Raw genomic sequence first — 24,476 nt, 5'->3', positions numbered from 1 at the left:
CCGTAGCTATCAACGAAGTGTGCGGCCATGAGGCCGCACATCTCCGCGCGTGGCAATAGGGCGCGCAGCGATCGCCCTCAAGGGTGATTGCAAATCATTAAAACTGATGCTGATATAACCGCTCTTCGTCCTGCCATGGGTAATAACGTGTCGCTGTCTGCTTCTGACTGGTTTAGCCGTAACGGTATTGAATGCTCGCGCGTGAGTGCGAGTGGCAGCCGCTTTCCGCGTCATCTGCATGATGAATACGTGATATGCGCCAACCTCAGCGGACGGGAAGAGATTTGGCTTGATGGCAAAGTCACCGATGCGTTTGCCGGGCAGGTCACCCTGTATAACCCCAGTTCGATTCAGTCTTCGTTGTTTAGCGAACAGGCGGTGAGTTTTGTCAGCATCCATTTGCCACAATCGACCTTAAAAGCCCTGCTCGGCAGCGCACATGCTCCGGTACTGCGTGAAGGCGTGATCAATGATGCTCGGTTATTCGAGGCGATTTGCCGCTTTGATGAAGCCGCGCGCACCGAAGATGAAGCGTTGCTGGAGCAGCAGTTATTGTGGCTGTGCGGCGAACTGCTGGCCGATGAAGCCAGCGTGCAGCAAGGTGAGGCGCAGATTATCCAGCAGGTGAAACAGTATCTGCGTGAGCATCTGCATGAGAAACCGCAACTGGAGGTATTGGCGCAGTGGGCTGGGTTGAGTAAATACCATCTGGTACGTCGCTTTACGCAACTTACCGGATTACCGCCGTTGCAATATCACATGCAGTTGCGGCTGCATCAGGCCCGCGATCTGCTGCGTCAGCAGGTGCATCCCCATGAAGCGGCATTACAGCTGGGCTTCTACGATCAAAGTCACTTCATCAATGCGTTTCGCAAAGTGATGGGCACGACACCCCATCACTACGCACAGCAAATCGCCTCAGCTCAGCACAAATTCCCGATAGCCTGAAACCATGACATAAACGGCGAAATAGCAGAAGATCAGCGCCGAGGCGAGGTAGGAATACTTCAGCAGCCGTTGCCCCAACAGCTTACCGCCCATGCTGCCGACCAGGCACAAGACACAGGTCCAGATGACGCCAGCGATAAAGAATCCACTGAGAAAAGCAGAGGTGGCAGTGACGCTGCCGTGGCCCATGCGGGCAATCAATGCACCGCCCACGCTGGCGAACCACAGGATAGCGGTTGGGGATGACATCGCCAGCACCACGCCACGCCGGAACTCTTTCATCAACGAGCGGTAGGGCTGTTGAGACGTTTGAGGCAGTGATGCGTCTTTGCGCAGTGCAGCAATCAGCATTTTACCCGCGAACCACAGCAGCAGTAATCCACCCCCAATCCACAGCACCCAGCGAACCGCAGTGAACTGCAATATCACGGCCATGCCCGCCAGTGCCAGCAGCGCATAAATCAGATCGCCAATACAGGTGCCAATCCCTAACCAAAAGCCGTGAAAGTAACCGCGCTGCATGGCCAGGGTGATCATGGCGATGTTGGCCAGCCCGATATCGAGACACAGCGAGAGACTTAAAAGAAAACCATTTGAAAACTGCAACATAACCACTATCCCGTCGATACATTTCTTATCCTGGCGGCAGTAGAACACGGCTCGCGTTCACTGTATTGGAAATAATTGCGCCATGACTGGAAGGTGAGTAGTTTGCGCCATCAACCTTGCGAGCATTTCCTCGTCGTCACAATTATGTTTATATGCATCCATCTGCAACTCACGACCAAACGCCATGAATCTTCGGGAAAAAATTGTTAGCCAGTTCAGTTTACTGTCACCTGAACTGCAACGTGCCGCCGAATTCTCACTGCAAAATGCCAATCAGCTAGTGGTGCAATCCATGCGTACCTTTGCTGCTGAAGCCGGCGTCAAGCCGCTACGCTGCTGCGTCTGGCGCAACGGCTGGGCTATAACGGCTGGGGTGAACTCAAGGATGCTTTTATTGATGATATCGGTCTGCGCAATGATACATACGTATCTAAAGCCGAAAAGCTGATAGCCAAAGGCACCGAACCGCTGCTGTATGAAGAGGTGTTTCAGGCACATCAGGCCAATCTTGCGTTTACACAAAACGAAAATTATCAGGCAATGGAACGGGCAGTAACGCTGCTGGATGGCGCTGAACACGTTTATCTCTGTGGCTTCCGCGCCAGTTTCCCGATCGCATGGTCACTGTTTTATGTTTATCGGCTTTTCCATCGTCAGGTCTCACTTATTGATGGCCTGGCAAGCAACATCGAAGTGTTTACCCGTGAAATCACCGCGCAGGATTGCGTGCTGCTCACCAGTTTTGCCCCTTACTCACGCGAATCACTTGATGTACTGCACGCCGCGCAGCGAGCGGGCGCACGCATCATCGCGGTGACGGATTCGCCGGTTTCACCCCTGGCACAGGCTGCTGACTGTACGCTGTTATTCTCAACCGATAGCCCCTCCTTCTTCCCGTCTGTCGTTTCCGGGATGGGGCTGGCTGAGTGTTTGCTGGCGATGTTAGTGGCGCGCCATGGCCGCGACGCCGTGAGTAAGATTGAAAATGCTGAGCGCTACCTGATCGATTCCGGTGCCTATGTGGTGCCAGGCAAATTCTGACAAATGATTCATTTGCATCTGTCATAAGAAAATGGAATGCATATGAATCATAATTACATTGACGTGATTCAAATGGATCCTGCAAGATGCGCTTAATTTAGCAAGCGTATTCAGGAGCAGGATCGCACATGAGCCACATTATTCACCGCAGTTTGCGCAGTACGCCCGCCGTGGCCAGCGGCGCACAAGGGGCGTACATCTTCGATGCACAGGGAAAAAAGTATCTTGATGCCTGCGGTGGCGCTGCCGTTTCCTGTTTAGGTCACGCTCACCCTGACGTACTGGCCGCTATGCATCGCCAGATCGATCAGCTTGCTTACGCCCATACCAGTTTCTTCACCAGTGATACCGTTGAGCAACTCGCCGAACAGCTGGCGCGCACTGCGCCGGGCGACCTGAATTATGCCTACTTTGTTTCTGGCGGCTCTGAAGCGGTGGAAACCGCATTGAAACTGGCACGCCAGTACTGCGTGGAAATCGGTCAGCCACAGCGCACCAAATTCATTGCACGCCAGCAGAGCTATCACGGCAACACCCTGGGAGCATTGGCCGTGGGCGGCAATGAATGGCGCCGCCGCCAGTTCGCGCCGTTGCTGATCGACGTTATTCGCGTCTCCGCCTGCAACGAATACCGCGATCGCCGTACAGACGAAACGCAGCAGCAATATACGCAGCGTCTGCTCAACGAACTGGAGCAGGCGATCGTGGATGCCGATCCTGCCACCATCATTGGTTTTTGTGCGGAAACCGTGGTCGGTGCCACCACTGGCGCAACACCGCCGACGCCGGGTTATTTCAAAGGGGTACGCGCCCTTTGCGATAAATACGGCATCCTGTATATCGCCGATGAAGTGATGTGCGGCATGGGACGCACCGGTACTTTGTATGCGTTTGAACAGGATGACGTGGTGCCGGATCTGGTGACGATTGCCAAAGGTTTGGGCGGCGGTTATCAACCTATTGGTGCGGTGCTGGCGAGTGAAAAAATCGTCACCGCGTTGCAAGCAGGCAGCGGTCTGTTCCAGCATGGTCATACTTACATTTGCCACGCCACCGCCGCCTCAGCGGCACTGGCGGTTCAGAAGGTGATTGAGCGTGACAACTTGCTAGAGGCCGTTAAACAGCAGGGCGCTTACCTGCATCACGCACTACGCGAGGTGTTAGGCGAATTACCGCACGTGGGTGACACGCGTGGACGCGGTTTATTCGCTGGGGTTGAGCTGGTGCGCGATAAACAGCATAAAACTCCGTTCGATCCGTCGCTCAAACTGCATGCCGCCATCAAAGCCAACTGTATGGCGCGAGGCCTGATGGTCTATCCAATGGGTGGAACGATTGACGGGCAGTTTGGCGATCACATTCTCATTGCTCCGCCATTTATCATCACACCGAGCCAACTCGATTTTGTGGTTGATACGCTGGCAACCGTTATTCGTGAAGAGACCGGAAAAATATGATTAATCGTTTACCCCCGCTGGCGCAGCATGAGTGGGACGAACAGCAGCGTCCATTAGCTGAAGAGATCATTAACGGTCCACGCGGTGCGCTATTGCCACCTTTTGAGCCTCTGCTGCGCAGCCCCGAACTGATGGCACACGCGCAACGCATGGGTGAATATCTGCGTTACCGCAGTGCGCTCGGTCAGCGCTTATCAGAGCTGGCGATTTTGATGACGGCCCGGCACTGGTCGCAACCCGTAGAATGGGCAATTCATGCGCCCATCGCCCGTGAAAAGGGAATTGCGGCCGCCGCCGTGCAGGCCATTAATGAAAAACGGCTGCCAGAGGATTTACAGCCGGATGAGTGGGTGATTTACCACTTCTGCCAACAGCTGCATCAACAGCAAAAAGTGAGTGATGCCACCTGGCAACAAGCCATCGATTTATGGGGCGAAAAAGGCGTGGTGGATTTGATAGGTATTAACGGTTATTACAGTTTTCTTTCCATGATAATGAACGGTGCGCAGACACCAGTACCCGATTCACGGGATCATATTATCCCTGCATAAGTCGTAGTCTCCATGCGGGCGAATGCTGATTCACCCGCATATTCAGAAATTATTTTCTCACTCCCGCCGATTTTATTCGCTGGGTGACCTTTACTGCACGCTATTACACTGACGCTGAGGATTATTATGTCTGCATTTTTCTCCAAATTAAAAGTTACGTTGGCGCTGGTTGCCTGTTCAGCCAGTTTCATTGCTGCGGCCCAGGATAAATTAACCGTTGGCGTTGATACGGCATTTGTTCCGTTTGAATTTAAGCAGGGCGATAAATACGTTGGCTTCGATATTGATTTGTGGGATGCCATCGCGAAAAAAATGAATGTTAGCTACGAATTACGCCCGATGGATTTTGGCGGTTTAATTCCAGGCTTACAATCACGTAATCTGGATGTTGCCATGGCGGGAATCACGATCACTGATGCCCGTAAGCAGGTCGTCGATTTCAGCGAAGGCTATTACGATGCGGATTTGTTGATGGCGGTGAAAGGCAGCGACAATTCGATAACTAAATTCAGCGACCTGGCCGGAAAGAAAGTGGGCCTGAAGCAGGGCACAGCGGCGGCGAGCTTTATGAAAAGCAAATATAAAGCAGACTACGTTGAGTTTCCTAATATCGACAACGCTTACCTGGATCTGCAAGCAGGTAATCTCGATGCCGTGGTGCATGACTCACCCAACGTCCTCTATTACGTTAAAACAGCGGGTGATGGCAAAGTGAAGGCCACAGGCGAAACCGACAGCATCCTGCCGCAGCAGTATGGCTTTGCGATGCAGAAAAATAGCAGCCTGACGCCAAAAATCAACGCGGCGCTGCAAGCCCTGCGTGCTGACGGTACCTATAGCAAAATTTATGTGAAGTGGTTTGCCAAGCAACCAAAATAATCCCGCCAGGTCGGAGTCATCCGACCTCGTTTATTTCACCGGGTCAAATAATGAATTTTGAAAGTAAATATATATGGGAGTCCCTGCCACTGCTGTTACAGGGACTGCAGCTAACGCTGATTATTTCATTATCAGGTTTGCTGGGTGGCTTTATTATCGGGCTGTTGGCGGGGATTTGTCGTGCATTAGGTGGGGGATATCCAGAACCCTTTCACTGGTGTTTGTCGAATTAATCCGCGGAACACCGATTATGGTGCAGGTGATGTTTATTTACTTTGCACTTCCTATGGTGATGCCGATCCGTATTGATCCGGTTACCGCCGCGATTGTGACAATTGTGATCAACTCGGGTGCTTATATTGCAGAGATAACCCGTGGTGCGATTCTTTCAATCAACAAAGGGTTTAAAGAAGCCAGTCTGGCGATGGGTTTATCGCAACGCAGCACCGTGTGGCACGTTATTCTGCCGCTGGCATTACGACGTATGATCCCCGCCTTAGGCAATCAGTGGATTATCAGTATTAAAGATACATCACTGTTTATTGTTATTGGCGTAGCGGAACTCACTCGTCAAGGGCAGGAGATTATTGCCGGCAATTTCCGTGCGCTTGAAGTGTGGACAGCAGTCGCGTTGATTTATCTGCTGGTGACGTTGTGCCTGAGCTTCCTGCTGAAGCAACTGGAGAAGAGGATCCATATTTTATGAGCATGGTTGAATTTAGCGCCGTGTCGAAAAGTTTCGGCACCACTCAGGTACTGCATGACATCAATTTAAAAATTGAAACGGGCGAAGTGGTGGTGATTATCGGCCCATCGGGTTCCGGTAAATCAACGCTACTGCGCTGCATTAACAAACTTGAGGAGATCTCTTCGGGTACATTGCTGGTGGCAGGCATGCACATTACCGATCCTCACGCCAATGAATGTGATATTCGCCGTGAAGCAGGCATGGTGTTTCAACAGTTTCATTTATTCCCGCACCTGACTGCATTGGAGAACGTGATGTTCGGGCCGGTGCGCGTGCGCAAGCAAAGCAAAGCAAAGGCACGCGAACAGGCATTGGCGCTGTTGGATCGTGTCGGCCTTAGCGAACGCGCTCACCATTATCCTGCTGAACTTTCAGGGGGTCAGCAGCAACGTGTGGCGATTGCGCGCGCGCTGGCGGTTAAGCCGAAAATGATGCTGTTTGATGAACCGACATCAGCCCTGGATCCGGAACTGCGTCATGAGGTGTTGAAGGTGATGCGCTCGTTAGCCGAAGAAGGCATGACGATGGTCATCGTGACACATGAAATCGGTTTTGCTCGCGATGTGGCTTCACGTCTTATCTTTATTGATGGCGGTACCATTGCCGAAGATGGTCCACCTGATATGCTGCTTACCGCCAGTCGCAATCCGCGTCTAAACGAATTTTTGCAGCACGTATCCTGACCAGAAGTGAATGATAACAATATGAAAAAATACCAAATCAGGGGTTCCGCATTTGCCGTGGGCCAGCAACTGGGTGCGTTTGGCCGCGATGCCTGGCATCAAAAGCTCGTGCAAACGACGCTGTGGCAAACGGTGACGGCTCTGAAGCAGGCAGAACAAACACAGGCCATGCGCCACTTAGTTGAGCAACAGTTTCCGCAGATTTGGCAGGAACTGGAAGGGCTGGCGTTGGGGCTTAATGCATCCGTTGACGAAGTGTTTGCGTGGAACTGTCGTGGCGACCTGGTGCGTTCAACATCGGATGGCTGTACCACGGTGGCGGGGCAAAACGCTGAGGGTGAATGGGTCATCGCGCACAATGAGGATGGATTCCCGCAGCTGCGTGAGGATTGTGCCATCGTGAACATCAGCCCGGATCATGGCCTGGCCTTCACCAGCTTCGCCTATCCGGGATCGATCTGTGGGCACACTTTTGCCGTAAACGAGAAGGGCGTGGTCAATACGGTGAATAATATTCGCGCGCTGCACCGTCCTTCAGGCCTGCCGCGCCAGATTCTGGCACGCGCGGCGCTCAACGCGGCCACGCTGGATGAGGCCATAGAGATTTTGACCACGACACCGCGAGCAGGCGCTTTCCATCATACGCTGGGGCAAATGGGCGATAGCCGTGTGGTCAGTGTGGAAGCCACGGGTTCAGGTTGTTCCGTCATGCCGCTGACAACGCGGTTTGGCCATGCCAATCATCTTATCCATCCCCGATTGGCCTCGGTGGAGCAGGTCATGACTGACAGCTCAGACTCACGCCAGCAGCGGTTAAATGTGTGGCTGGAAACGTCATCCCCCTGCGATAGCGTTGCGGCCAAACATATTCTTTCGGATCAGCACGACGCTGCGTTGCCGATATACCGTCTCTCGCCGCACGATCCTGATGAGGAAAATACCCTGGCGACCGCGATATTTAGCCTGAGCGCCACACAGGTTAATTGGCAGGTTTTTGGACTGAATCGGAATGAGCCGGAAGTGTATGGCACGATTTCCTAAAAACTTATCGACCGTATTGTGAACCCGATCACCCCGTCCGGACGCTCTCTAATTTAATCCCACTATAGTCGTTAAACATTCCGATTATGGTGGGGTACAAAAATGAATAGCAATAAAAAAGCCGTGTTCAACGGTTTAGCAACAAACTTAACCGTGGCATTATCGTTGGCTGTTTTTTCACTGGCGGGGAGCGTTATGGCTAATGCCACGGAACATCATCAAATCGCATTAGTGGGGACCTGGACGTCAATTCCAGATGCACCATTAGAACAAAAACCCTCACATCCCAGTGAAGGGTTATATCGCTTGCAGGTGAACAGCGATGGTACGCTAACGCCACTCGACGTGATTAAGATGAAGAGTCCGTCGTGGATTGCTAAATCCCGTGATGGACGTTTTGCCTACACCACTAATGAAGAAAATGCCGGTGCAGTGACAGCGTTGGCCATCGACCACAGCGGTAAAGTCCGGGTGTTAAATGTGGTGGACAGTCACGGTGAACAGCCGACCCACGCGACCCTCAGCCCAGACGGTAAGTTCTTGTTTGTGGCTAACTATTCCGTGGCCAAAGGCGGAGCGGGGGTCTCAGTATTCCCGATTCACTCTGACGGCACGCTGGGCGAGCAGGTTCAGCACTTCCCGTTTGATCACGGCACGGGCGCAGTGAAGGATCGTCAGGATGGTGGGCATGCGCACTCCACGACGTTCACCCACGATGGCAAATACCTGTTCGCGGCTGACCTCGGCGGCGATAAACTTCACGCTTACCGCTATCATGCCGGGAAAGCACAGCCGTTAGCAGCCGACACCACGCGTGATGTAACCTTCACCGACGGCACCGGACCGCGCCATATGGTGTTCTCACCCGATGGCAAACATGCCTATGTCATTACTGAGATGGCCGGTGAAATTAAAGTCTTCTCGGTTAAAGACGATCGACTGGAACCTGCGGCGAGCATCAAGCTGAATAGTGAAAATAGCAGCGCGGAATATCGCAGCGGCGGGGGAATAATTCTCAGTCCAAACGGTAAATATATTATTGCAGCTAACCGCGGTTCAGATAATAAACTGCTGGTGTTCAAAATTGCGTCAGACGGCAGCTTAGGAAAACCGACGAGCGTTAGCGCGGGCGGAATTGAACCGCGTGCATTCTCATTTGATGCCAGCGGCAAGTTCCTTTATGTGGCCAACGTGTTCACTAATAATATTTCCCTGTTCCATTTTGATGAAAGTCACGGCATGTTGAAAGCTGCCGGTGATGCGGCGAAAATCGCCACACCCACCGATATAAAATTTTTCAATTAAGCCGCTACAGGGGCGTGCTTCACTTAGCACGCCCGCATCCTACGGAGTAATGGAAATTTGGGTTAATGCGTCGGCTAATGATGCGCCAAACATTTGCCCGTGTGTCAGACCGGGGAAAAGTTGATAACGCGCATCAAGCCCATGTTCAGCCATGGTATTGACCGTGCTGTGCACGGCGCTTAACACCTCTGGTTCAGCGGTATTACGATCGCTACGTCGATCGCCATTGCCTTCCATCAGCGTAAGCTGGATTCCACCGCCATGACGTGATTCCTGCACCTTCATCTCGTTAAGCAGTGAAAAAAATCCCTGACCGATCGAAGGCTGGTGGCGTAATAGCGAGTGAAAAACGCGGAGTGCAGATAACTGTCGAGCACAAACAATCCGCCGTAGGAGTGGCCCCACAACGCACGTTGTTGACGATTGATGTGCAGGCCTTTTTCCGCCACAGGCGCAATACGCTGCTCTAGCAACGAGCGAAACGCGGTGCTACCGCCCCCTTTTCTGCCACGGCTGAAGGTGTAACCCGCCTCACCATGTTCTGCATCAGGCGGGGTGTAATCATAAGTGCGGGCATTAACGTCGAACGGTAATGCCGTTTGATAACCCACGACGACTAGCACAGGTGGATTGACCGCCGATATTTTTGCAGCAGCGGTTCCTCAAGTTTATCCATCACCGCATTGCCATCCAGCAGGTACACCACGCGATAACCCGAGGACGGCGGTGCTTTATCAGGTACGCCAGTCCACACTTTGTAGTGCCGCTGACCATCCGCAGAATCGAATTCATTAAGGGTAAAGTGGTAAAACGCCGAGCCTTTATCCGCGATATTGGGTCCGAGTGGCGTCATATTGGGGCGCGCGAAAACACTGCCGCTCACGCCAATGAGCAACAACAGCAACAAGGCTGGTGAACGTTGAATGTTGGGTAACCTACAAATCATTTAACTCTCACTAACTGTATCGATGGGTTCGGGCGACCTGGGCCGCCCGACAGGTTTATTCTCAGAAATGCAGACCCAACTCCATATAGTAAGTGCGTCCTGGCTCGTTATAGGTGTTGGCACCTGCGCCCCACAAATACGCGCCGGTGGTGGCATTGCCGGTACTCTGGGCGTTGCCCTCGCGGAAGTGGCGTTTGTCGAACAGGTTATCAATCCCGGTGGTGACATCCATATATTTTGTCACGGTGTAGGTGGCGCTCATGCCAACCAACACATAGGGGGATACCTGACGCGTTTCACTTCCCGATGTCGCCTCACCTTTATAGTTCAGCTTCTTGGGTTTCTGACGGCCGTACCAGGTCAGCGTGCCTTGTACGGAGAGATCGTTGGTGGCCTGCCAATCCAACGTAGAGTTAATGGTGTATTTTGGAATAACCGACAAGTAGTCGCCGGTGGATTTGTTTTCATTATCGATGATGTAGGTGAAGTTGTTCTTCATCATCAATGATGTGCTGATCGGGAAGTTCAACGTTCCTTCCAGCCCCTGTACCACCGCTTTCGGCACGTTTTCCCACTTGTACACATCGGAAGTGCCGTTGTTGTACTCCGGGTTATATCCGCCTTCGATTTTGTCGTGATAATCATTGCGATACCAGGTCAGTCCCGCTTGAATATCCTCGTGGTGATACTCAATGCCGATCTCCTTATTGACGCTGGTTTCCGCTTTCAAATCGCTGTTACCCTGCAAATAACAGTAACCGGCACTGGCGTAGCAGCCCTGACCTTTGCTGAACAGCAGGTAATTCGGGTTAGTTTGATACAGGTTCGGTGCTTTCCAGGCACGCGCAATACCTAACTTCAGCGTGAAGTCATCGCCGAGATCTTGTGAAAGATTCAGTGCTGGGCTCCAGTTACTGCCGCTGATGCTTTGATGATTAAAGCGAATGCCCGGTGTCAGACGGGTTGAATCGGTGAGTTCTATGTTGTCTTCGGCGTACAGCCCATAAATATCAGCCGAGCTGTACAGATTGCGCCCATCGCTGGAGATGCCACTGACGGTGCCACCTGCCGTGGTGGTTTCGGTATTGGATGCCGGATCCTTCATCGCCTGATGATTAAATTCGGCACCGAGCGTCAGTGTCTGGCTTACCCAAGCATCCAGCGGGATATTGACCTCGGAATGCAGGTTGGTGTCATACAGGGTGATGGTCGAGAAACCTTCATTCGTCGGGCTGAAGATACCCGCGATGCCACCGGATAAACCTTCATTGAGACGGGTATTACGGGTTTTCTCAAACTGCACGTAGTTATTGGTGGTGACACCGTTATCCCACGCGCCAGTATATTTCAGGCTTAAAGACTGGCGATAAAGCACGTTAGTTTCTTTACCATAATACTTTTGGACGAGCGCGTTGGTATTGGTATTTTGCGTATCGCCAGCATACAGATTGCCCTGGCGACTAAAGCGGGTGTCCAATTCCAATGCCTGGCGTGGCATAAATTCCCAGCGCAGGGCAGAATGGATATCCTTATTAATAAAGCCTTCACGACCAGAAGGGTAACTTCCGGCATAAGAGCCAATGCGCGTGGTGGTGTGGCTTTCGTTGATATCCTGCGCATCGGCCTGTGTTTTATTCCAGTTGCCGTATAAACGCAGCGTGAGGTTATCAGCCAATGCGCCGCTTAGGCTGGCGTTATAACGCTTGGTCGCGCCTTCTGCTTTATGTTCAGGCACGTTGTAATAAGTATTGAAGTCACCGTGCCATTCATTCGTGGCGGGTTTGGTAATAATATTCACCACGCCGCCCATGGCTCCGTTGCCGTATAAAGCGGCGGCTGGACCACGAATGACTTCGATGCGATCGATCATTTCTGGCGGCACCCAATTGGTATCGCCGCGTGTGTCACGCTCATCGCTCCAGCCATAGCGCACGGAATTTCGACTGCTCACCGGCATACCATCAATCATGATCAATGTATTTTCCGGGCCCATACCGCGAATATCAATTTGGCGGTTATTGCCGCGTTGACCGCTGTTGGAGTTGCCGGTGAGATTAACGCCCGGCTGCGTGCGAATAATTTCAGCTACATCACGTTGAATCGGGTGTTTTTTTATAGCGTCAATGTCAATCGTGGAGACGCCCGGCGCCTGGAGCGTTTGTTCTCGGGCTGTCACTACCAGCGTGTTATCCGCATGGCTTTTCTTATCGGAAATTGACAGGGGTTTCTGCTGCTCGGTTTTGCCGTCTGGGGCGTTATTGATTGCGCTGTCATCGGCCTGAACGGCCTGAACATGTAAGGCTGCTGCAATAAGTACGCTCAGCAGTGAGCGCGCACAGTGATGCTTTACCATGGTATTCAACCACTTCCTTGTAGAGAAAAAAAAGTGGAAACACCTTAGTGAGAATGATTCTTAATTTCAATGATGATGTTGGCTTTTGGCAGCATCTTTGGGAAATACCTCGCTCAGCAGCACATTCTTGTCTGCAATGTGATTATTCTGTCAGCAGATCCTGTGATCTTTGTTACATGATGACAAAATATTAGCGAAACGGTGCGAGATTCCATAACCGGTATTTGGTTAATCACCGGGGGTTACTTTATTATTCAGGATGAACATGGGACGTCATCATTGATTAAAATAGGGAGGCATGATGCCTAAATATGTTATTTACCTTAAACGCGGTCACTCTAAAGTCATCGCAAAGGACAGCGTCACCCAAGCGGTTTCTCGTGAGATGAAGAAGCAGGGTTATCGAAAACATCATGCAGAGGTTGAAGCTGAAAATGAGAGCCAGGCGATTATTAATTTTAATGCCGCCAATGCCAGCTATTTAGATGCATTAAGCGAGTTTTCTGGCACTGCGGTTATTTGTGCTGTGTGCGTTGTTATTACAGCGTTAGTTTATTTCTTTAGATCTTAACGCCTAATTTGCAGCGACGTGCAGGGCAAGCCTAAAACGAGAGTGTTAACCGATAATCAGGTTCGAATGACGCGTCTGCACTAAATGGGTGCCTCTTGCTTTGTTTAAGTGCAGTTAATCAGGTCGAAGAAGGAATATATCCCCTTAGCTGCCCAGCGCGCACGCCTACAGGCCGCGTCGTCCCTGTCAATCTGCTCAATTAAGCGTTATGCGTGGCAGAATTCAAATTCTGGCCCACTTATTGCTAATCTAAAATACGCGCCCAACGTTGTGGCCCTTTTCTCGCATTCAGGTGGACAGTGCAGTCTGCCGCTCATGTTTAATTCTTTCCGACTCCCGGAACATACCCATTCTATAAATTTCACTCACATCATTGCGAGGGTGCTATGGCTATTAGTCGTCGTTCATTTATTCAGGGATCGGCCGTCTCGGCATTAGGTCTGGCAGCGGGCGTGGCACCGAAATTCACCTTCGCCGCAGACAGCAAAGACGCCATCAAAGTGGCGAGTATTCTTGATCTGTCGGGCGGCCTGGATATTTACGGCAAGCCGATGTCCAACGCCATTAATTTGGCTGCGGATGAGATTAATGCCGCGGGGGATTGTTAGGCCGACCGCTGCAAATCATCAATTACGATGCGCAATCCAACATGCAGCTTTACGCGCAATATGCGCAGCAGGCTGCGCTCAAAGACAAAGTGGCGGTGGTGCACGGGGGTATCACGTCTGCCTCGCGTGAGGTGATCCGGCCGGTATTGGATCGTTTCCGCTCCCTCTATTTCTATCCTGCGCAGTATGAAGGCGGCGTCTGTGACCGCAACTACTTCTCCTCTGGCTCCACCCCGGCGCAAACCGTGGAAAAACTGGTGCCCTATGCGATGAAGAAGTGGGGCAAAAAAATCTACGTGCTGGCGGCTGATTATAACTACGGCCAGATCGTCTCGTCATGGGTGAAGAAATCGGTGCGCGACAATGGCGGTGAAGTGATCACGGTGGAGTTCTTCCCGCTGGATGTCACCGATTTTGGTGCCGCAATCTCGAAAATCCAGAGCGCCAAACCAGACATGGTGTGGTCGGCACTGGTCGGTGGGGCGCATATCTCCTTCTATCGACAGTGGCATGCTGCCGGCATGAGCGGCAAGATCCCCATCGCCTCCACGGTGTTTGGTGGCGGCAATGAGCACATCATTCTGTCACCGGAAGAGAGCAACGGCATTCTGGTCGCCGCGAACTATATGCAAGAGATCCCCTCAGCGGAGAACAAAGCGTTTGTCGATAAATTCCACGCGCGCTATGGCGACATGTACATCAGCGATCTGGCGATGGGTGCTTATCAGGGCATGCTGATCTGGGCGGAGGGGGTACGAAAGGCAGGGGATATCGATCGTATGAAAGTGATCGAAGCGCTGGAATCGGGCGTCACGCTGACGTCGCCCAGCGGCCAGCTCACCGTAGACCCAACCACACATCACTGTTCGCTGGATGTGCACATTGCCGAAGTGGAGAACCACCAGATGAAGATTCTGGAAACCTTCTCCAACCAGGCGCCAGTCGATACTGCGATGGTGTGCGATCTGAAGAAAAACCCTCGTGATACCAAACAGTATCAGATTGAGCTGTAACGGGAGCGCTGCATGGATCTGTCGATAATCTACGGTATTGAAGTGCTCAATGCCATTGCGGTGCTGGTGATCATGAGCCTGGGCCTCGCGGTGGTGTTCGGCATGATGAAGATCGTCAATATGGCGCACGGCGAGTTTATGATGCTGGGCGGCTATAGCGCGATCATGGCCACCAATCACTTTGGCGTGCCCATCTGGATTTCGATGCTGGTGGTGGCACCGCTGTGCGTCGGCGTATTTGGCATGGTGATTGAACGCGTGATCATTCGCCATCTTTACGGCCGGATGATCGACACCATGCTGGCGACCTGGGGATTGAGTCTGGCGTTGATTGGTGCGGCCACCATGCTGTTTGGCAACACCACGCTGGGCATCAGTTCACCGCTGCCCAGCGTCAATGTCGGCAGCTACAGCACCAGCGGCTACTCATTATTTTTGATCGTGTTCGCAATGTGCCTGGTCACGGCACTGTGGCTGCTGCTGCGTTTCACCACGCTAGGATTGTGTGCCCGAGCGACCATGCAAAATGCGCGCATGGCGGCGGCACTGGGGAGCAATCCCGGAAAGATCTACAGCCTGACGTTTGGCCTGGGCGCGGCGCTTTCTGGGCTGGGCGGTGCGTTGCTGGCCCCGATCACCGGGGTGATCCCGACGATTGGTGTGAGCTTTATCGCCAAAGCGTTTATCACGGTGATTGGCGGTGGCAGCGCGATCATCGCGGGGACGCTCTCATCTTCTGCGCTGTTTGGCACTATCTCACAGCTGGTCACCTATCTCTCCACGCCAGTGTTTGGCGCCGTCGCGCTGCTGCTCAGTGCGATTGTGCTGCTGCGTCTGCTGCCGCAGGGCATTACCGGGCGCTTCTTCAGGAGATCGTTGTAATGAAACTGTTCTCGGAAAAGGTGCGCATTGTGCTCAGTGCGCTGGTGATGATTTTGCTAGCGTGCTGGCTCTCTGGCGCTATCGAACTCTATACCTTGCTCTCCATCACTGTGTTTCTGGTGATGGGATTGCTGTCACTCAGTCTGGCGTTCATCTGGGGCTACGGCGGCATTCTGTGTTTTGGTCAGGCGGCGTTTTTCGGTTTGGGTGCCTACACCTATGCGATCTGTGCCATCAACTGGGGCGATTCAACCTGGGCGCTGGTGATGGCGATTATTCTGCCGACGCTGTTCTCGCTGTTACTCGGCTACGTCATCTTTTACGGCGGCGTCAGCGATGTCTATCTCGGCGCGATCACTTTAGCGGTCAGTTTGGTGCTGTTTAACTGGGTCAATTCCACCTCGGGCAGTGAATACCACATCGGCCAGGCGCTGCTGGGCGGGTTCAATGGCATACCGTCGGTGCCGACGCTGAATATGCCGTTCCAACCCGATGCCATTCTGTCTCCGGAAGCGATCTTTATCGTGACCGCAGGCGCGCTAGCCCTGTGCTATGCCCTGCTGAAGTTCGTGCTGCTCAGCCGCTTTGGCAAAACGGTGGTGGCGATTCGGGAAAACGAACAGCGTGCAGGCCTGCTGGGCTATAACGTGCCGGCGCATAAGCTGGCGACCTTTGCGATAGGCGCGGCGATTGCCGGATTGGCCGGTTGCCTTTACGTCAACTGGGGAGCCTTTGTCAGCCCCGGCGTATTCAGTATCAGCCAGTCGGCACAGATTATTATCTGGGTCATCGTTGGCGGGCGCGGCACGTTGGTCGGGCCGGTGATCAGCTGTGTGCTGTTGCAATGGATGGTGACCCGGCTGGGCGCGCAGCAAACCGTTGACGTTAATTTGGTGCTCGGTGTGATTCTGGCGGTGTTTGTGCTGCTGATCCCCGGCGGCATTCTGCCAACATTGCAGCGTCTGTGGCGGCGTAAGCGTCCGTCAACGGCTGCAACGCGTCGTGCACAGGTGAGTGAGGTGAAGCAATGACAGCCACCATCCTATTGGAAACGCGCAAAATGGGCGTCAGCTTTGGCGGAGTGCATGCGGTGAAAGAAGTGGATTTTACCCTGCATGAAGGCGAGTTGCGCTGTTTGATCGGCCCCAACGGCGCGGGCAAAAGTACCTTTTTTAAAATGCTCAGTGGCCAGGTCTCACCCACGCGCGGGGAGTGCCGCTACCGTAATCAGGTGATTTCCGGTAAACGACCCTGGGATATCGCGCGGCTGGGTATTGGTATCAAAACCCAGGTGCCGAGCGTGTTTGAAGGCTTGAGCGTCCGTGAAAATCTCTGGCAGGCGGCGGCGAACAAGCTGGCAAAAGCCACACTGCCCACCGCTATTGATCAGGTGCTGCAAAATATTGGGCTGGCGGACCATCAGGATGCCGTGCTCTCCGAACTGGCACATGGGCAGCGTCAGTGGGTTGAACTGGGAATGATTCTGATTTCACGCCCTCAATTGGTACTGCTGGACGAACCTGCTGCGGGGATGACCCATCAGGAAGTGCGTAAAACAGCGCAGTTGATTAAAGCCATCAACCAGCAAAGCACGGTGGTGGTGGTGGAACATGACATGGAATTCATCAGCATGATCGCGCAGCAGGTCACGGTGTTTAATCAGGGTGCGGTGCTGGCGGAAGGCAGCTTCCGTGAGGTGACGCAGAATCCGTTGGTGAAAGAGGCGTATCTCGGCAATCTGGAGATTAAACATGCTTGAAATAAAAGAGATGGTCTCAGGCTACAACAAAGTCCCGGTGTTGAACCTGTCTGAACTGTTCGTTGGGGCGAAATCGTTTACGGGCGTGCTGGGCCGTAACGGCATGGGCAAAACCACGTTGCTGCGTACCATCATGGGAGAACTGCCGGCGTGGCAAGGTACCATTGCACTAAACGGCATTGATATTACGCGCTATCAGGCTCACCAGCGGGCAGCAGCTGGGATTGGTTTTGTACCGCAGGGACGGCAGATTTTCCCCTTACTGACGGTCGAGGAGAATCTGCGCATGGGCTGCGTGAAACACTTCTCTAAGGCCGGGCAGATCATTGAGCAGATGCTGGAGATTTTCCCGCGTCTGAAACGCTTGCTGGCACAACCCGGGGGTTCGCTTTCTGGGGGTGAACAGCAGTTGCTGGCACTGGCGCGCTGTTTATGCGGGCAGCCGCAGTTGGTGTTGCTGGATGAGCCGACTGAAGGCATTCAGCCCAATATTTGCGAGGAGATCATTGAGACGCTGCAACGACTGCGCCACGAAATGGATATCTCCATCATCCTGGTGGAGCAGGATATTGAGTTTCTGTATGCGCTTTCCGATCAGATTCACGTAATTGAAAAGGGGCAGATTGTGCAGCGCATCGATCCGCGCACGCAGCCCAGTGCCAGCGTAGCGGAGCAGTTTTTAGGGTTCCACGCTTAATTCAAAGCAGCGGTCGCGGGACAGGGCAAACGCCTTGTCTCGCCTGACACAGCACCCGGCAGCAACAACACAGCGTAGATTGCCCGACTCATCTAACGTGATGCTTCCCTCTTCAGGATGCATACAGGTAAAACATGAACGAGCCATCACTGCTAAACACGCTTGCGGGCGTTCGGCTGCATATTTTCCATCCTGATTCCCAGAGCGTGCGGGCGTTTTGCGCTTCGCTGACGCAACTCGGTTGCCATGCGCAGCACAGTTGGCCGCCGGTGGCAGAATTGCCATCAGATACCCAACTGCTGCTGGTGGCGATTGAAAATCATCATGAGGCGCTGCTGTCGCGCCTGTTTAGCCGCCTGCAAGACTCTGATACGCCAATGATTGCACTGGCGAACTGCCATGATGCACGGTTGTTCCCGCTGTTATTGAAGCTGCAACCCACGGCGATTGCCGAACGCGAACTCAACCCGTTTGCCTTGATTGTGCAGATTATCGGCACGTGGCAGTCCGCGCAGCAGCGTACGCGTTTGCGTGCTGAACTGCAGGCGCGTCAGCAGCGCAAAGCGAAAAATGAACAACTGGCGCAGGCGAAAGGGGTGCTGATGCAGACCTTTGGCCTGGATGAGTCGGGCGCGTATCGTTTTATGCGCACCGAGGCGATGAATACCCGCAGCAGCCTGGAGTTTACGGCTGAGCGGGTGATTAACCAGCTGCAGAAATTGTAGGGCGGCCTGAAGACTAGCGTGAATCTTCGGTTTGGCGCAGCAAGCTGCTGGGGGTATATCCAAAGGCTTTGCGGAACGCCAGGCTGAAGTGCGACATATCACTAAAACCATGATCGAGCGCGACCTGGGTAATATTGCGCGCTTTACCCTCTGCGAGCGCTTTGCGACAGGCCAGCAAACGTTCATGCCAGACAAAATTCATCGGCGTAGTGCCGTGCGCAGCAAATACCCGGCTAATGGTGCGCGGGGAAACATGGTGCGCATTGGCAATCTGCGCCATCGATAAATCCGCTTCCTGCAGGTTCTGCCGCAGATAGCTCACCACGCGTGAGTATAAATCCGGCTTCAGCGCATCCTCACCTTTTTGCAAATTAACGCTTACTGAAATCATATTAATTAGCGTATTAGCGAACTGTTCGGCGAGATAACCGTTCTCACACTCGGCGTTGAAGCTAAATGCTTCCTGTAATAGCTGCTTCAGTGAGGTCATGCCGGGACGGCTCAGATCCAGCGTTTTACCCGCCAGTCGGGCGATCGCCGGGGCCTCTTTTTCGATCATCTGACGGGGCAGATGAACAATATTGATCGCCACATTGTCCATGGCAAAATCGAACGGCGTTGCGGCATCGTAAATCACCACATCGCCGGCACTCACACGAGACTGGTTGTCGTTCTGGCGCAGCGTGCCAATGCCAGACCGCACATAGCCGAGATAGAAGTCGTGATTGGGATGACGGCGAATGCACTCTGGTGTGCGTTGCCACATTAGCGCGGTGTGAGACACATGATGGGCGATGTCCACATGGCCGAGCATCGAATAGCTGAAGCTGCCGGAAAAAGCGCCGGAATTGACCTGGCGGGCTTCCGCTTTGATCAGGCGCGAACAGACTGCATCGCGCCAGGCATCAAAACGATGACGATTATCGAGGTGATCCGTGGTGAAAGTTTCTCTCATAGCAACGTCCCCTAACCTGGCGAAAAAGGGCGAAATCACAACAAATTAAGCAAGTTTCAGGCCATAACGGCGTAAAAAAGCCGCGCGGGTGATCCCACGCGGCTGGCGAGGGGGAGAGTTACAGAGCAGGATGTTTTTTATGCCAATCAGTCACCTGCTGATAAGCCCATGCACCCTGAATCATGGCGGTCTCATCGAAATGCGCGGCCACTAACTGGAATCCAATGGGCGCCCCGGCAGCGGTCATGCCACATGGCAGGGTGATAGTAGGGTGTCCGCTGGCGTCAAATGCACTGGTATAGCGCAACACGCCGTTAAACAGTGCCTGATCGGTACCAAAACGGGTCATGGTATCCCAGGTTAATCCGGCGTAGGCGGTAGCGGGAGCGAGGATCAGGTCAACATGGCTAAATAACGCGGCGATATCGCCTTTCAGAGCCGCTCGGCTCAGTAGCAGGCGCTGATATTCCAATGCAGTGACCTGATGTCCTAAATCCAGCAAACCCGCCAATCCCGGACCGTATTGATCTTTCTGTGCAGGGTAGGTTTCCTCGTGCGCCAAAGCGGTTTCCACTGCACAGAGCGCGCTCCATTCTGCTGCGGCTTTTTCGGTATCGGGTACGGTGATGTCAACCAGCGTCGCCCCCAAAGTGGTTAACGTCGAGAGGGCAGACTGCAGCGCAGCGCGTGTTTCAGCATCGACTTTTTCCAGTGCCCAGCTTTTATCTACACCGATGCGCATTTTGCTGATGCCGCGCGTCATCAATGCCAGATAGTCCGGCACCGGTTCGCTGCTGGAGGTCGGATCTTTATCATCGCGTCCGGCTATCGCTTGCAGCATGGCCGCGGCATCGGCGGCGGAACGGGCCATCGGTCCAATATGGTCGAGGGATGCGGCCAGTTCACAGGCACCGTGACGCGTGACGCGTCCCCAGGTCGGTTTAATGCCGGTAAGGCCATTGGCGTTGGACGGGAAACGAATCGAACCGCCGGTATCAGTGCCGATCGATCCAAAGCACAGCCCCGCAGCAGTCGCCACGCCAGAACCGCTGGAGGAGACACCGGTCCACAGTGCGCTGCCCCAGGGATTATTTGGGCGAGCGATTTCAGGATGGTGATCGGCAAAGGCACTTTCAGTTTGCGTGAGTTTACCGAGGATCACCGCACCGGCCGCACGGAAACGCTCAACCACCGTTGAGTCTTCATCGGGATAGCGATCTTTATGGATAATCATGCCGTGACTGGTGGGGGCGTCTTTGGTCCAGATCAGATCTTTTAACGCAATCGGCACCCCGTGCAGTGGACCACGCAATTTGCCTGCTGCAATCTCCTGATCCGCCTCTGCCGCTTGTTTTAATGCGCTGTCACGCATCACATAGAAAAAACTGTGCAGGTCGCTGTCGAGCTTGTCGATGCGCGTCAACATCGCTTCGGTGACCGCCACTGAGGTCATCTCGCCAGACTGAATCAGGCGTCCAATTTCCAGCAAGCTCTTATAATGCAGGTTGTTCATCGCGACCTTCCTCCGGGGGGAAATGAGTGCTGCTGAATGAGCAGACAATCTGTTGATCACCAACCTAAATCAGACGCGCCACCTCGGCTGTGTTTAAGCAGACAGATACTGTGCCAGAAATGTCATTGGCCTATTCAGGCGCAGGCTTTAACCGGAGGGGCAGCATTAAAGCATGGCGACATAATGCCGATAACCTTCAGGAATAGTTCACAAGAAGGATTATTTTGATGCTAAATGGGATTGGCAACAGTGTGTTACGTAACCTGATTTCTGCGGGTTCAAGCGTAAATACCACCATAAACAGCAAGGCTGCACAAAGTCACTTACAGGCTGAAGCGTCCACTAAAGTGACCTTCAGTGAAGCAAGCGAGGCCATTGCGGCCATCTATAAAATTGTGCCAGCACAGGTTCAGAGCAGCGGCACGATCAGCCGCAATTTACAGGCTCAACTCAACGCAGCGGCACAATCGGGCGGCGTTGGCATGAGCGGTGTCGGCAGCAGTTTGCTTAAGGGCCTAATGCAAGGTGGTGACAACGTCACGCTAAGCGTGCCTGCAACGACTGCAGCCAACGGCACCAGCAGCAGCCAAAGTGCGGTGGCACTCACCGTAACCACCCAATCTGGGATTGAGGTGAATCTGCAAATGACGCGCCAACAGGGCGGGCTGGTGGTGGAGCTGAAGACCAGTGGGGGTCAACTCAACAGTGATGAGGCCACAGCCATCAGTCAGCTCTCCGATGGCTTGCAAAAAACGCTGGACGGTTTGGATGCAGGCACGACCCAACTGGATATCAGCGACCTGATGAAGTTTGATAGTGCACAGTTGAAAAGCGTCGATTTGAAGACCGATCTGCGCAATGGCAACAATGTGACACAGTCCCTCAACCTTCACGCGGATGATAAAGAGCGCTGGCTCGGTTTTCACAACGGGGATGTCAGTATCAAGCTCGATACTGATGTGTCAAAGCTGACTCAGGCAGGCAGCGCCGAACAGCAGGCCACTGCACTCGATCAGTGGTCTGCCAAATTTGATCAGGCTGCAGCGCGGGGGCACGGCGATCGCGACATGCTGAACCTATTCAAAGCCAGCTTCCGGGCGCTGAACACTACGCAAGGACAGGCAAGTCACAGCGTGAACACGCAGCGAGTCATCTCCATTGATGCTAACGCCGCTAAAAACGGTGCCATTAGCGGCCTGGCCGATTTCTCCGCCAGCTATCAGCAGACGCCACGTTCTGATAATCCTTATAAACCGGAGGAACAGGACACTTTCTCGTTAGACGTCGCGCAGCAAACTCGCTCGCAGCAGCACACTGATACCCAGGATTTGACCCAGGATACGCTGTTTAAACTTAAAGCCAGTTTCCACACCGCGTTGGATTCTGATGGGGCAGCGAAACTGACGGCACTCAAGTCATCTCAAAATTACCGCTATCATCTGATTGATGATGAAGATCGTAGCCAGACCGTGGTTTCGCAGAACAAAAAAGGTGAGCTGGCCGCGCAGACCACGCAGCAACTCACTCAGCATGAGACGGTGAAAAGCTATCAGCAGGCAAAGCTCATCGATAGCGTGGAGATCCCGCACAGCGAGAATAAAGTCTCTGCACAGAACTACGCTCGCGCACTGTTTGACCCCGAAAATTAAACACGATGCCTGGTACCGTGAATTCGGTACCGGGCATTTATTGGTTAATGCGTTTTTTAACTATAATGAGTGTTAATTGCTATTAAGAATTACCTCGGTATTTTTATGCGGCATGCCTGCCGCTCTCCGCGTCTTTCTTATTCTCACAAGGCTTCTTCATCGTATATCTGATTAGTGAAAACTGATTGCCGGATATAGCATAACCTCGCTATTTACTTGTTTTATTCCCGCTGATTATTATCCCAATCAATTCGTTATTTATTCTACGGCCCGTGCTTACTCAAATGCGGGACTGTTGTTCACTGCGCGATAAAAAAGTGAAATCAATCATGACGCAAAACAGTTATTCATTAACGCCACGCGCTGCGGTGATAACCACGGATGCAGAAGCCCTCGCCGCCGCACGCCATCTGGCAGAACAGGCGTTAGCGGGCGCGGTAGAACGCGACCAGCAGCGTATTTATCCGCGAGAACTGCTCAATCAGTTCACCCTGCTGGGGCTCGGCAGTATTAGTGTGCCGCGAGAGTTTGGCGGTGGCGGATTGTCATTCCAGACTGTGGCGGAAGTCTTTCGTGTGATCTCGGCCAGCGATCCTTCGCTGGGACAAATTCCGCAAAATCATTTTGGGTTGATCCAATTTATTTTGGGCGAAGGCAGCGCTGAACAGCAGCAGTTTTTATTGAGCGAAGTAGTAAAAGGTCAACGTCTGGGTAATGGCGGGCCGGAAAAAAACACCCAACACACGCGGGATGTACAGGCACAACTGGTGACAACGTCACAGGGTTTGCAACTGACGGGCGAAAAGTTCTACTCCACCGGCGCGCTGTTTGCGGACATCCTCGCCACTACAGCGTTTCACGCTGAACAGCCAGTGATGGCGTTTATTCCCTTGCCTGCCGATGGCGTGGAAATTGTGGATGACTGGTCAGGCATCGGACAACGCACCACCGCCAGCGGCACGGTGAAATTGCAGCAGGTTATCGTGCCTGCTGACCTCACCATGCCGTTACCCGCAGCCGATAAACCCACGTTGCGCGGCGCGGTGTCTCAACTGATTCAGGCTGCGATTGATGCGGGCATTGCACAAGGCGCGCTGGATGAAGCGCTGGTCTTCGTGCGCAGCAGCTCTCGCCCGTGGGTCGATGCCGGGGTCAGTCGCAATGCAGACGACCCTTATATTTTGGCGGATGTCGGTCGCATCAGCACCGAGCTGAGCGCGGCGAATGCGCTGCTGGCACGCGCCGCTCGCGTGCTCGACAACATTGATCCTCAATCGTTAACCGCAGAAAACTGCGCTCGCGCCTCGATTGCGGTGGCAGAAGCTAAAGTGCTGACCACCGAGATTGCGCTGCGCGCCAGTGAAAAATTGCTGGAGTGGGGCGGCAGTCGCGCCACGCTGCTGCGTCACGGGCTGGATCGCCACTGGCGCAACGCCCGCACCCATACGCTGCACGATCCTGTTCGCTGGAAAAATCATGCCATCGGCAATTACTACCTCAACGACGTGCTGCCTGCGCGTCATGCCTGGATTTAAGGAGTCGC

At 53.3% G+C, this 24,476-nt stretch carries 21 protein-coding genes and 3 pseudogenes; 19 read left to right on the top strand and 5 right to left on the bottom strand.

Going from position 1 to position 24,476, the window contains the following annotated elements:
• The first annotated feature begins 147 nt into the window (after window positions 1-147).
• Entirely contained in the window at window positions 148-948 is an 801-nt protein-coding gene (locus HA45_RS13245; RefSeq protein ID WP_100703240.1) for a helix-turn-helix transcriptional regulator, read from the top strand.
• Here the strand turns inward: HA45_RS13245 and HA45_RS13240 are convergent.
• On the bottom strand, window positions 919-1,557 hold the full coding sequence (locus tag HA45_RS13240; RefSeq protein ID WP_100703201.1) for a LysE family transporter: 639 nt from the start codon (window positions 1,555-1,557) through the stop codon (window positions 919-921). The genes HA45_RS13245 and HA45_RS13240 overlap by 30 nt on opposite strands.
• Window positions 1,558-1,741: 184 nt before the next feature.
• Here HA45_RS13240 and HA45_RS13235 point away from each other — a divergent pair.
• The 8 genes and pseudogenes from HA45_RS13235 (at window position 1,742) to HA45_RS13200 (ending at window position 9,262) form a co-directional block, all read left to right on the top strand.
• Window positions 1,742-2,598: pseudogene (locus HA45_RS13235) on the top strand (MurR/RpiR family transcriptional regulator).
• A 128-nt stretch (window positions 2,599-2,726) separates the two neighbouring features.
• Window positions 2,727-4,055: an aspartate aminotransferase family protein gene (locus tag HA45_RS13230; protein ID WP_100703203.1), complete on the top strand. Its 1,329-nt coding sequence runs from the start codon at window positions 2,727-2,729 to the stop codon at window positions 4,053-4,055.
• A complete protein-coding gene (locus HA45_RS13225) occupies window positions 4,052-4,606 on the top strand; it encodes a carboxymuconolactone decarboxylase family protein (protein ID WP_205960970.1) in 555 nt (184 codons plus the stop codon). Before HA45_RS13230 ends, HA45_RS13225 begins: the two co-directional genes overlap by 4 nt.
• A 126-nt stretch (window positions 4,607-4,732) precedes the next feature.
• Complete coding sequence (gene glnH / locus HA45_RS13220; protein WP_100703204.1) at window positions 4,733-5,485, top strand: glutamine ABC transporter substrate-binding protein GlnH; 753 nt, start codon at window positions 4,733-4,735, stop codon at window positions 5,483-5,485.
• 50 nt (window positions 5,486-5,535) lie between these two features.
• Window positions 5,536-6,191 (top strand): annotated as a pseudogene (gene glnP, locus HA45_RS13215) (glutamine ABC transporter permease GlnP).
• A gap of 2 nt (window positions 6,192-6,193) precedes the next feature.
• Entirely contained in the window at window positions 6,194-6,916 is a 723-nt protein-coding gene (gene glnQ / locus HA45_RS13210) for a glutamine ABC transporter ATP-binding protein GlnQ (protein WP_100703242.1), read from the top strand.
• 21 nt (window positions 6,917-6,937) lie between these two features.
• On the top strand, window positions 6,938-7,957 hold the full coding sequence (locus HA45_RS13205) for a C45 family autoproteolytic acyltransferase/hydrolase (RefSeq protein WP_100703206.1): 1,020 nt from the start codon (window positions 6,938-6,940) through the stop codon (window positions 7,955-7,957).
• A 195-nt stretch (window positions 7,958-8,152) separates the two neighbouring features.
• Window positions 8,153-9,262 (top strand): lactonase family protein, encoded by a 1,110-nt coding sequence (locus HA45_RS13200; protein WP_100703243.1) that lies wholly within the window; start codon window positions 8,153-8,155, stop codon window positions 9,260-9,262.
• Between the two features lie 39 nt (window positions 9,263-9,301).
• Here HA45_RS13200 and HA45_RS29340 read toward each other — a convergent pair.
• Together HA45_RS29340 and HA45_RS13190 are read right to left on the bottom strand one after the other, a co-directional pair.
• Window positions 9,302-10,208: pseudogene (locus HA45_RS29340) on the bottom strand (alpha/beta hydrolase).
• A 61-nt stretch (window positions 10,209-10,269) separates the two neighbouring features.
• Entirely contained in the window at window positions 10,270-12,561 is a 2,292-nt protein-coding gene (locus tag HA45_RS13190; RefSeq protein WP_100703208.1) for a TonB-dependent siderophore receptor, read from the bottom strand.
• Between the two features lie 298 nt (window positions 12,562-12,859).
• On the opposite strand from HA45_RS13190, the gene HA45_RS13185 reads away from it, so the two are divergent.
• The 8 genes from HA45_RS13185 (at window position 12,860) to HA45_RS13155 (ending at window position 18,816) form a co-directional block, all read left to right on the top strand.
• Complete coding sequence (locus HA45_RS13185) at window positions 12,860-13,132, top strand: hypothetical protein (protein ID WP_366557340.1); 273 nt, start codon at window positions 12,860-12,862, stop codon at window positions 13,130-13,132.
• A 386-nt stretch (window positions 13,133-13,518) separates the two neighbouring features.
• Entirely contained in the window at window positions 13,519-13,740 is a 222-nt protein-coding gene (locus HA45_RS28215; RefSeq protein WP_244563449.1) for a twin-arginine translocation signal domain-containing protein, read from the top strand.
• A complete protein-coding gene (locus tag HA45_RS13180) occupies window positions 13,734-14,753 on the top strand; it encodes an urea ABC transporter substrate-binding protein (protein ID WP_244563448.1) in 1,020 nt (339 codons plus the stop codon). The genes HA45_RS28215 and HA45_RS13180 overlap by 7 nt, the downstream gene beginning before the upstream one ends.
• Window positions 14,754-14,765: 12 nt before the next feature.
• Window positions 14,766-15,635: a branched-chain amino acid ABC transporter permease gene (locus HA45_RS13175; RefSeq protein WP_100703211.1), complete on the top strand. Its 870-nt coding sequence runs from the start codon at window positions 14,766-14,768 to the stop codon at window positions 15,633-15,635.
• A complete protein-coding gene (locus tag HA45_RS13170; protein WP_100703212.1) occupies window positions 15,635-16,666 on the top strand; it encodes a branched-chain amino acid ABC transporter permease in 1,032 nt (343 codons plus the stop codon). The genes HA45_RS13175 and HA45_RS13170 overlap by 1 nt, the downstream gene beginning before the upstream one ends.
• A complete protein-coding gene (locus tag HA45_RS13165) occupies window positions 16,663-17,394 on the top strand; it encodes an ATP-binding cassette domain-containing protein (protein ID WP_100703213.1) in 732 nt (243 codons plus the stop codon). Before HA45_RS13170 ends, HA45_RS13165 begins: the two co-directional genes overlap by 4 nt.
• Window positions 17,387-18,091: an ABC transporter ATP-binding protein gene (locus HA45_RS13160; protein WP_100703214.1), complete on the top strand. Its 705-nt coding sequence runs from the start codon at window positions 17,387-17,389 to the stop codon at window positions 18,089-18,091. Before HA45_RS13165 ends, HA45_RS13160 begins: the two co-directional genes overlap by 8 nt.
• 134 nt (window positions 18,092-18,225) lie before the next feature.
• Complete coding sequence (locus HA45_RS13155; protein WP_100703215.1) at window positions 18,226-18,816, top strand: ANTAR domain-containing response regulator; 591 nt, start codon at window positions 18,226-18,228, stop codon at window positions 18,814-18,816.
• 13 nt (window positions 18,817-18,829) lie between these two features.
• Here the strand turns inward: HA45_RS13155 and HA45_RS13150 are convergent, their stop codons facing one another.
• Window positions 18,830-19,771, bottom strand: coding sequence for a helix-turn-helix domain-containing protein (locus HA45_RS13150; RefSeq protein WP_100703216.1), 942 nt, complete (start codon window positions 19,769-19,771; stop codon window positions 18,830-18,832).
• Between the two features lie 118 nt (window positions 19,772-19,889).
• Window positions 19,890-21,284, bottom strand: a complete 1,395-nt coding sequence (locus HA45_RS13145; RefSeq protein ID WP_100703217.1) for an amidase — start codon at window positions 21,282-21,284, stop codon at window positions 19,890-19,892.
• Between the two features lie 227 nt (window positions 21,285-21,511).
• On the opposite strand from HA45_RS13145, the gene HA45_RS13140 reads away from it, so the two are divergent.
• A complete protein-coding gene (locus HA45_RS13140; protein ID WP_100703218.1) occupies window positions 21,512-22,933 on the top strand; it encodes a hypothetical protein in 1,422 nt (473 codons plus the stop codon).
• A 329-nt stretch (window positions 22,934-23,262) separates the two neighbouring features.
• Window positions 23,263-24,468 (top strand): SfnB family sulfur acquisition oxidoreductase, encoded by a 1,206-nt coding sequence (locus HA45_RS13135; protein WP_100703219.1) that lies wholly within the window; start codon window positions 23,263-23,265, stop codon window positions 24,466-24,468.
• The last annotated feature ends 8 nt before the right edge of the window (window positions 24,469-24,476 follow it).

This window comes from Pantoea rodasii (assembly GCF_002095465.1).
Lineage (GTDB): Bacteria > Pseudomonadota > Gammaproteobacteria > Enterobacterales > Enterobacteriaceae > Pantoea > Pantoea rodasii.
The sequence above is the reverse complement of the archived record's forward strand: the minus strand, read 5'-3'. Positions and strand labels throughout refer to the sequence as shown.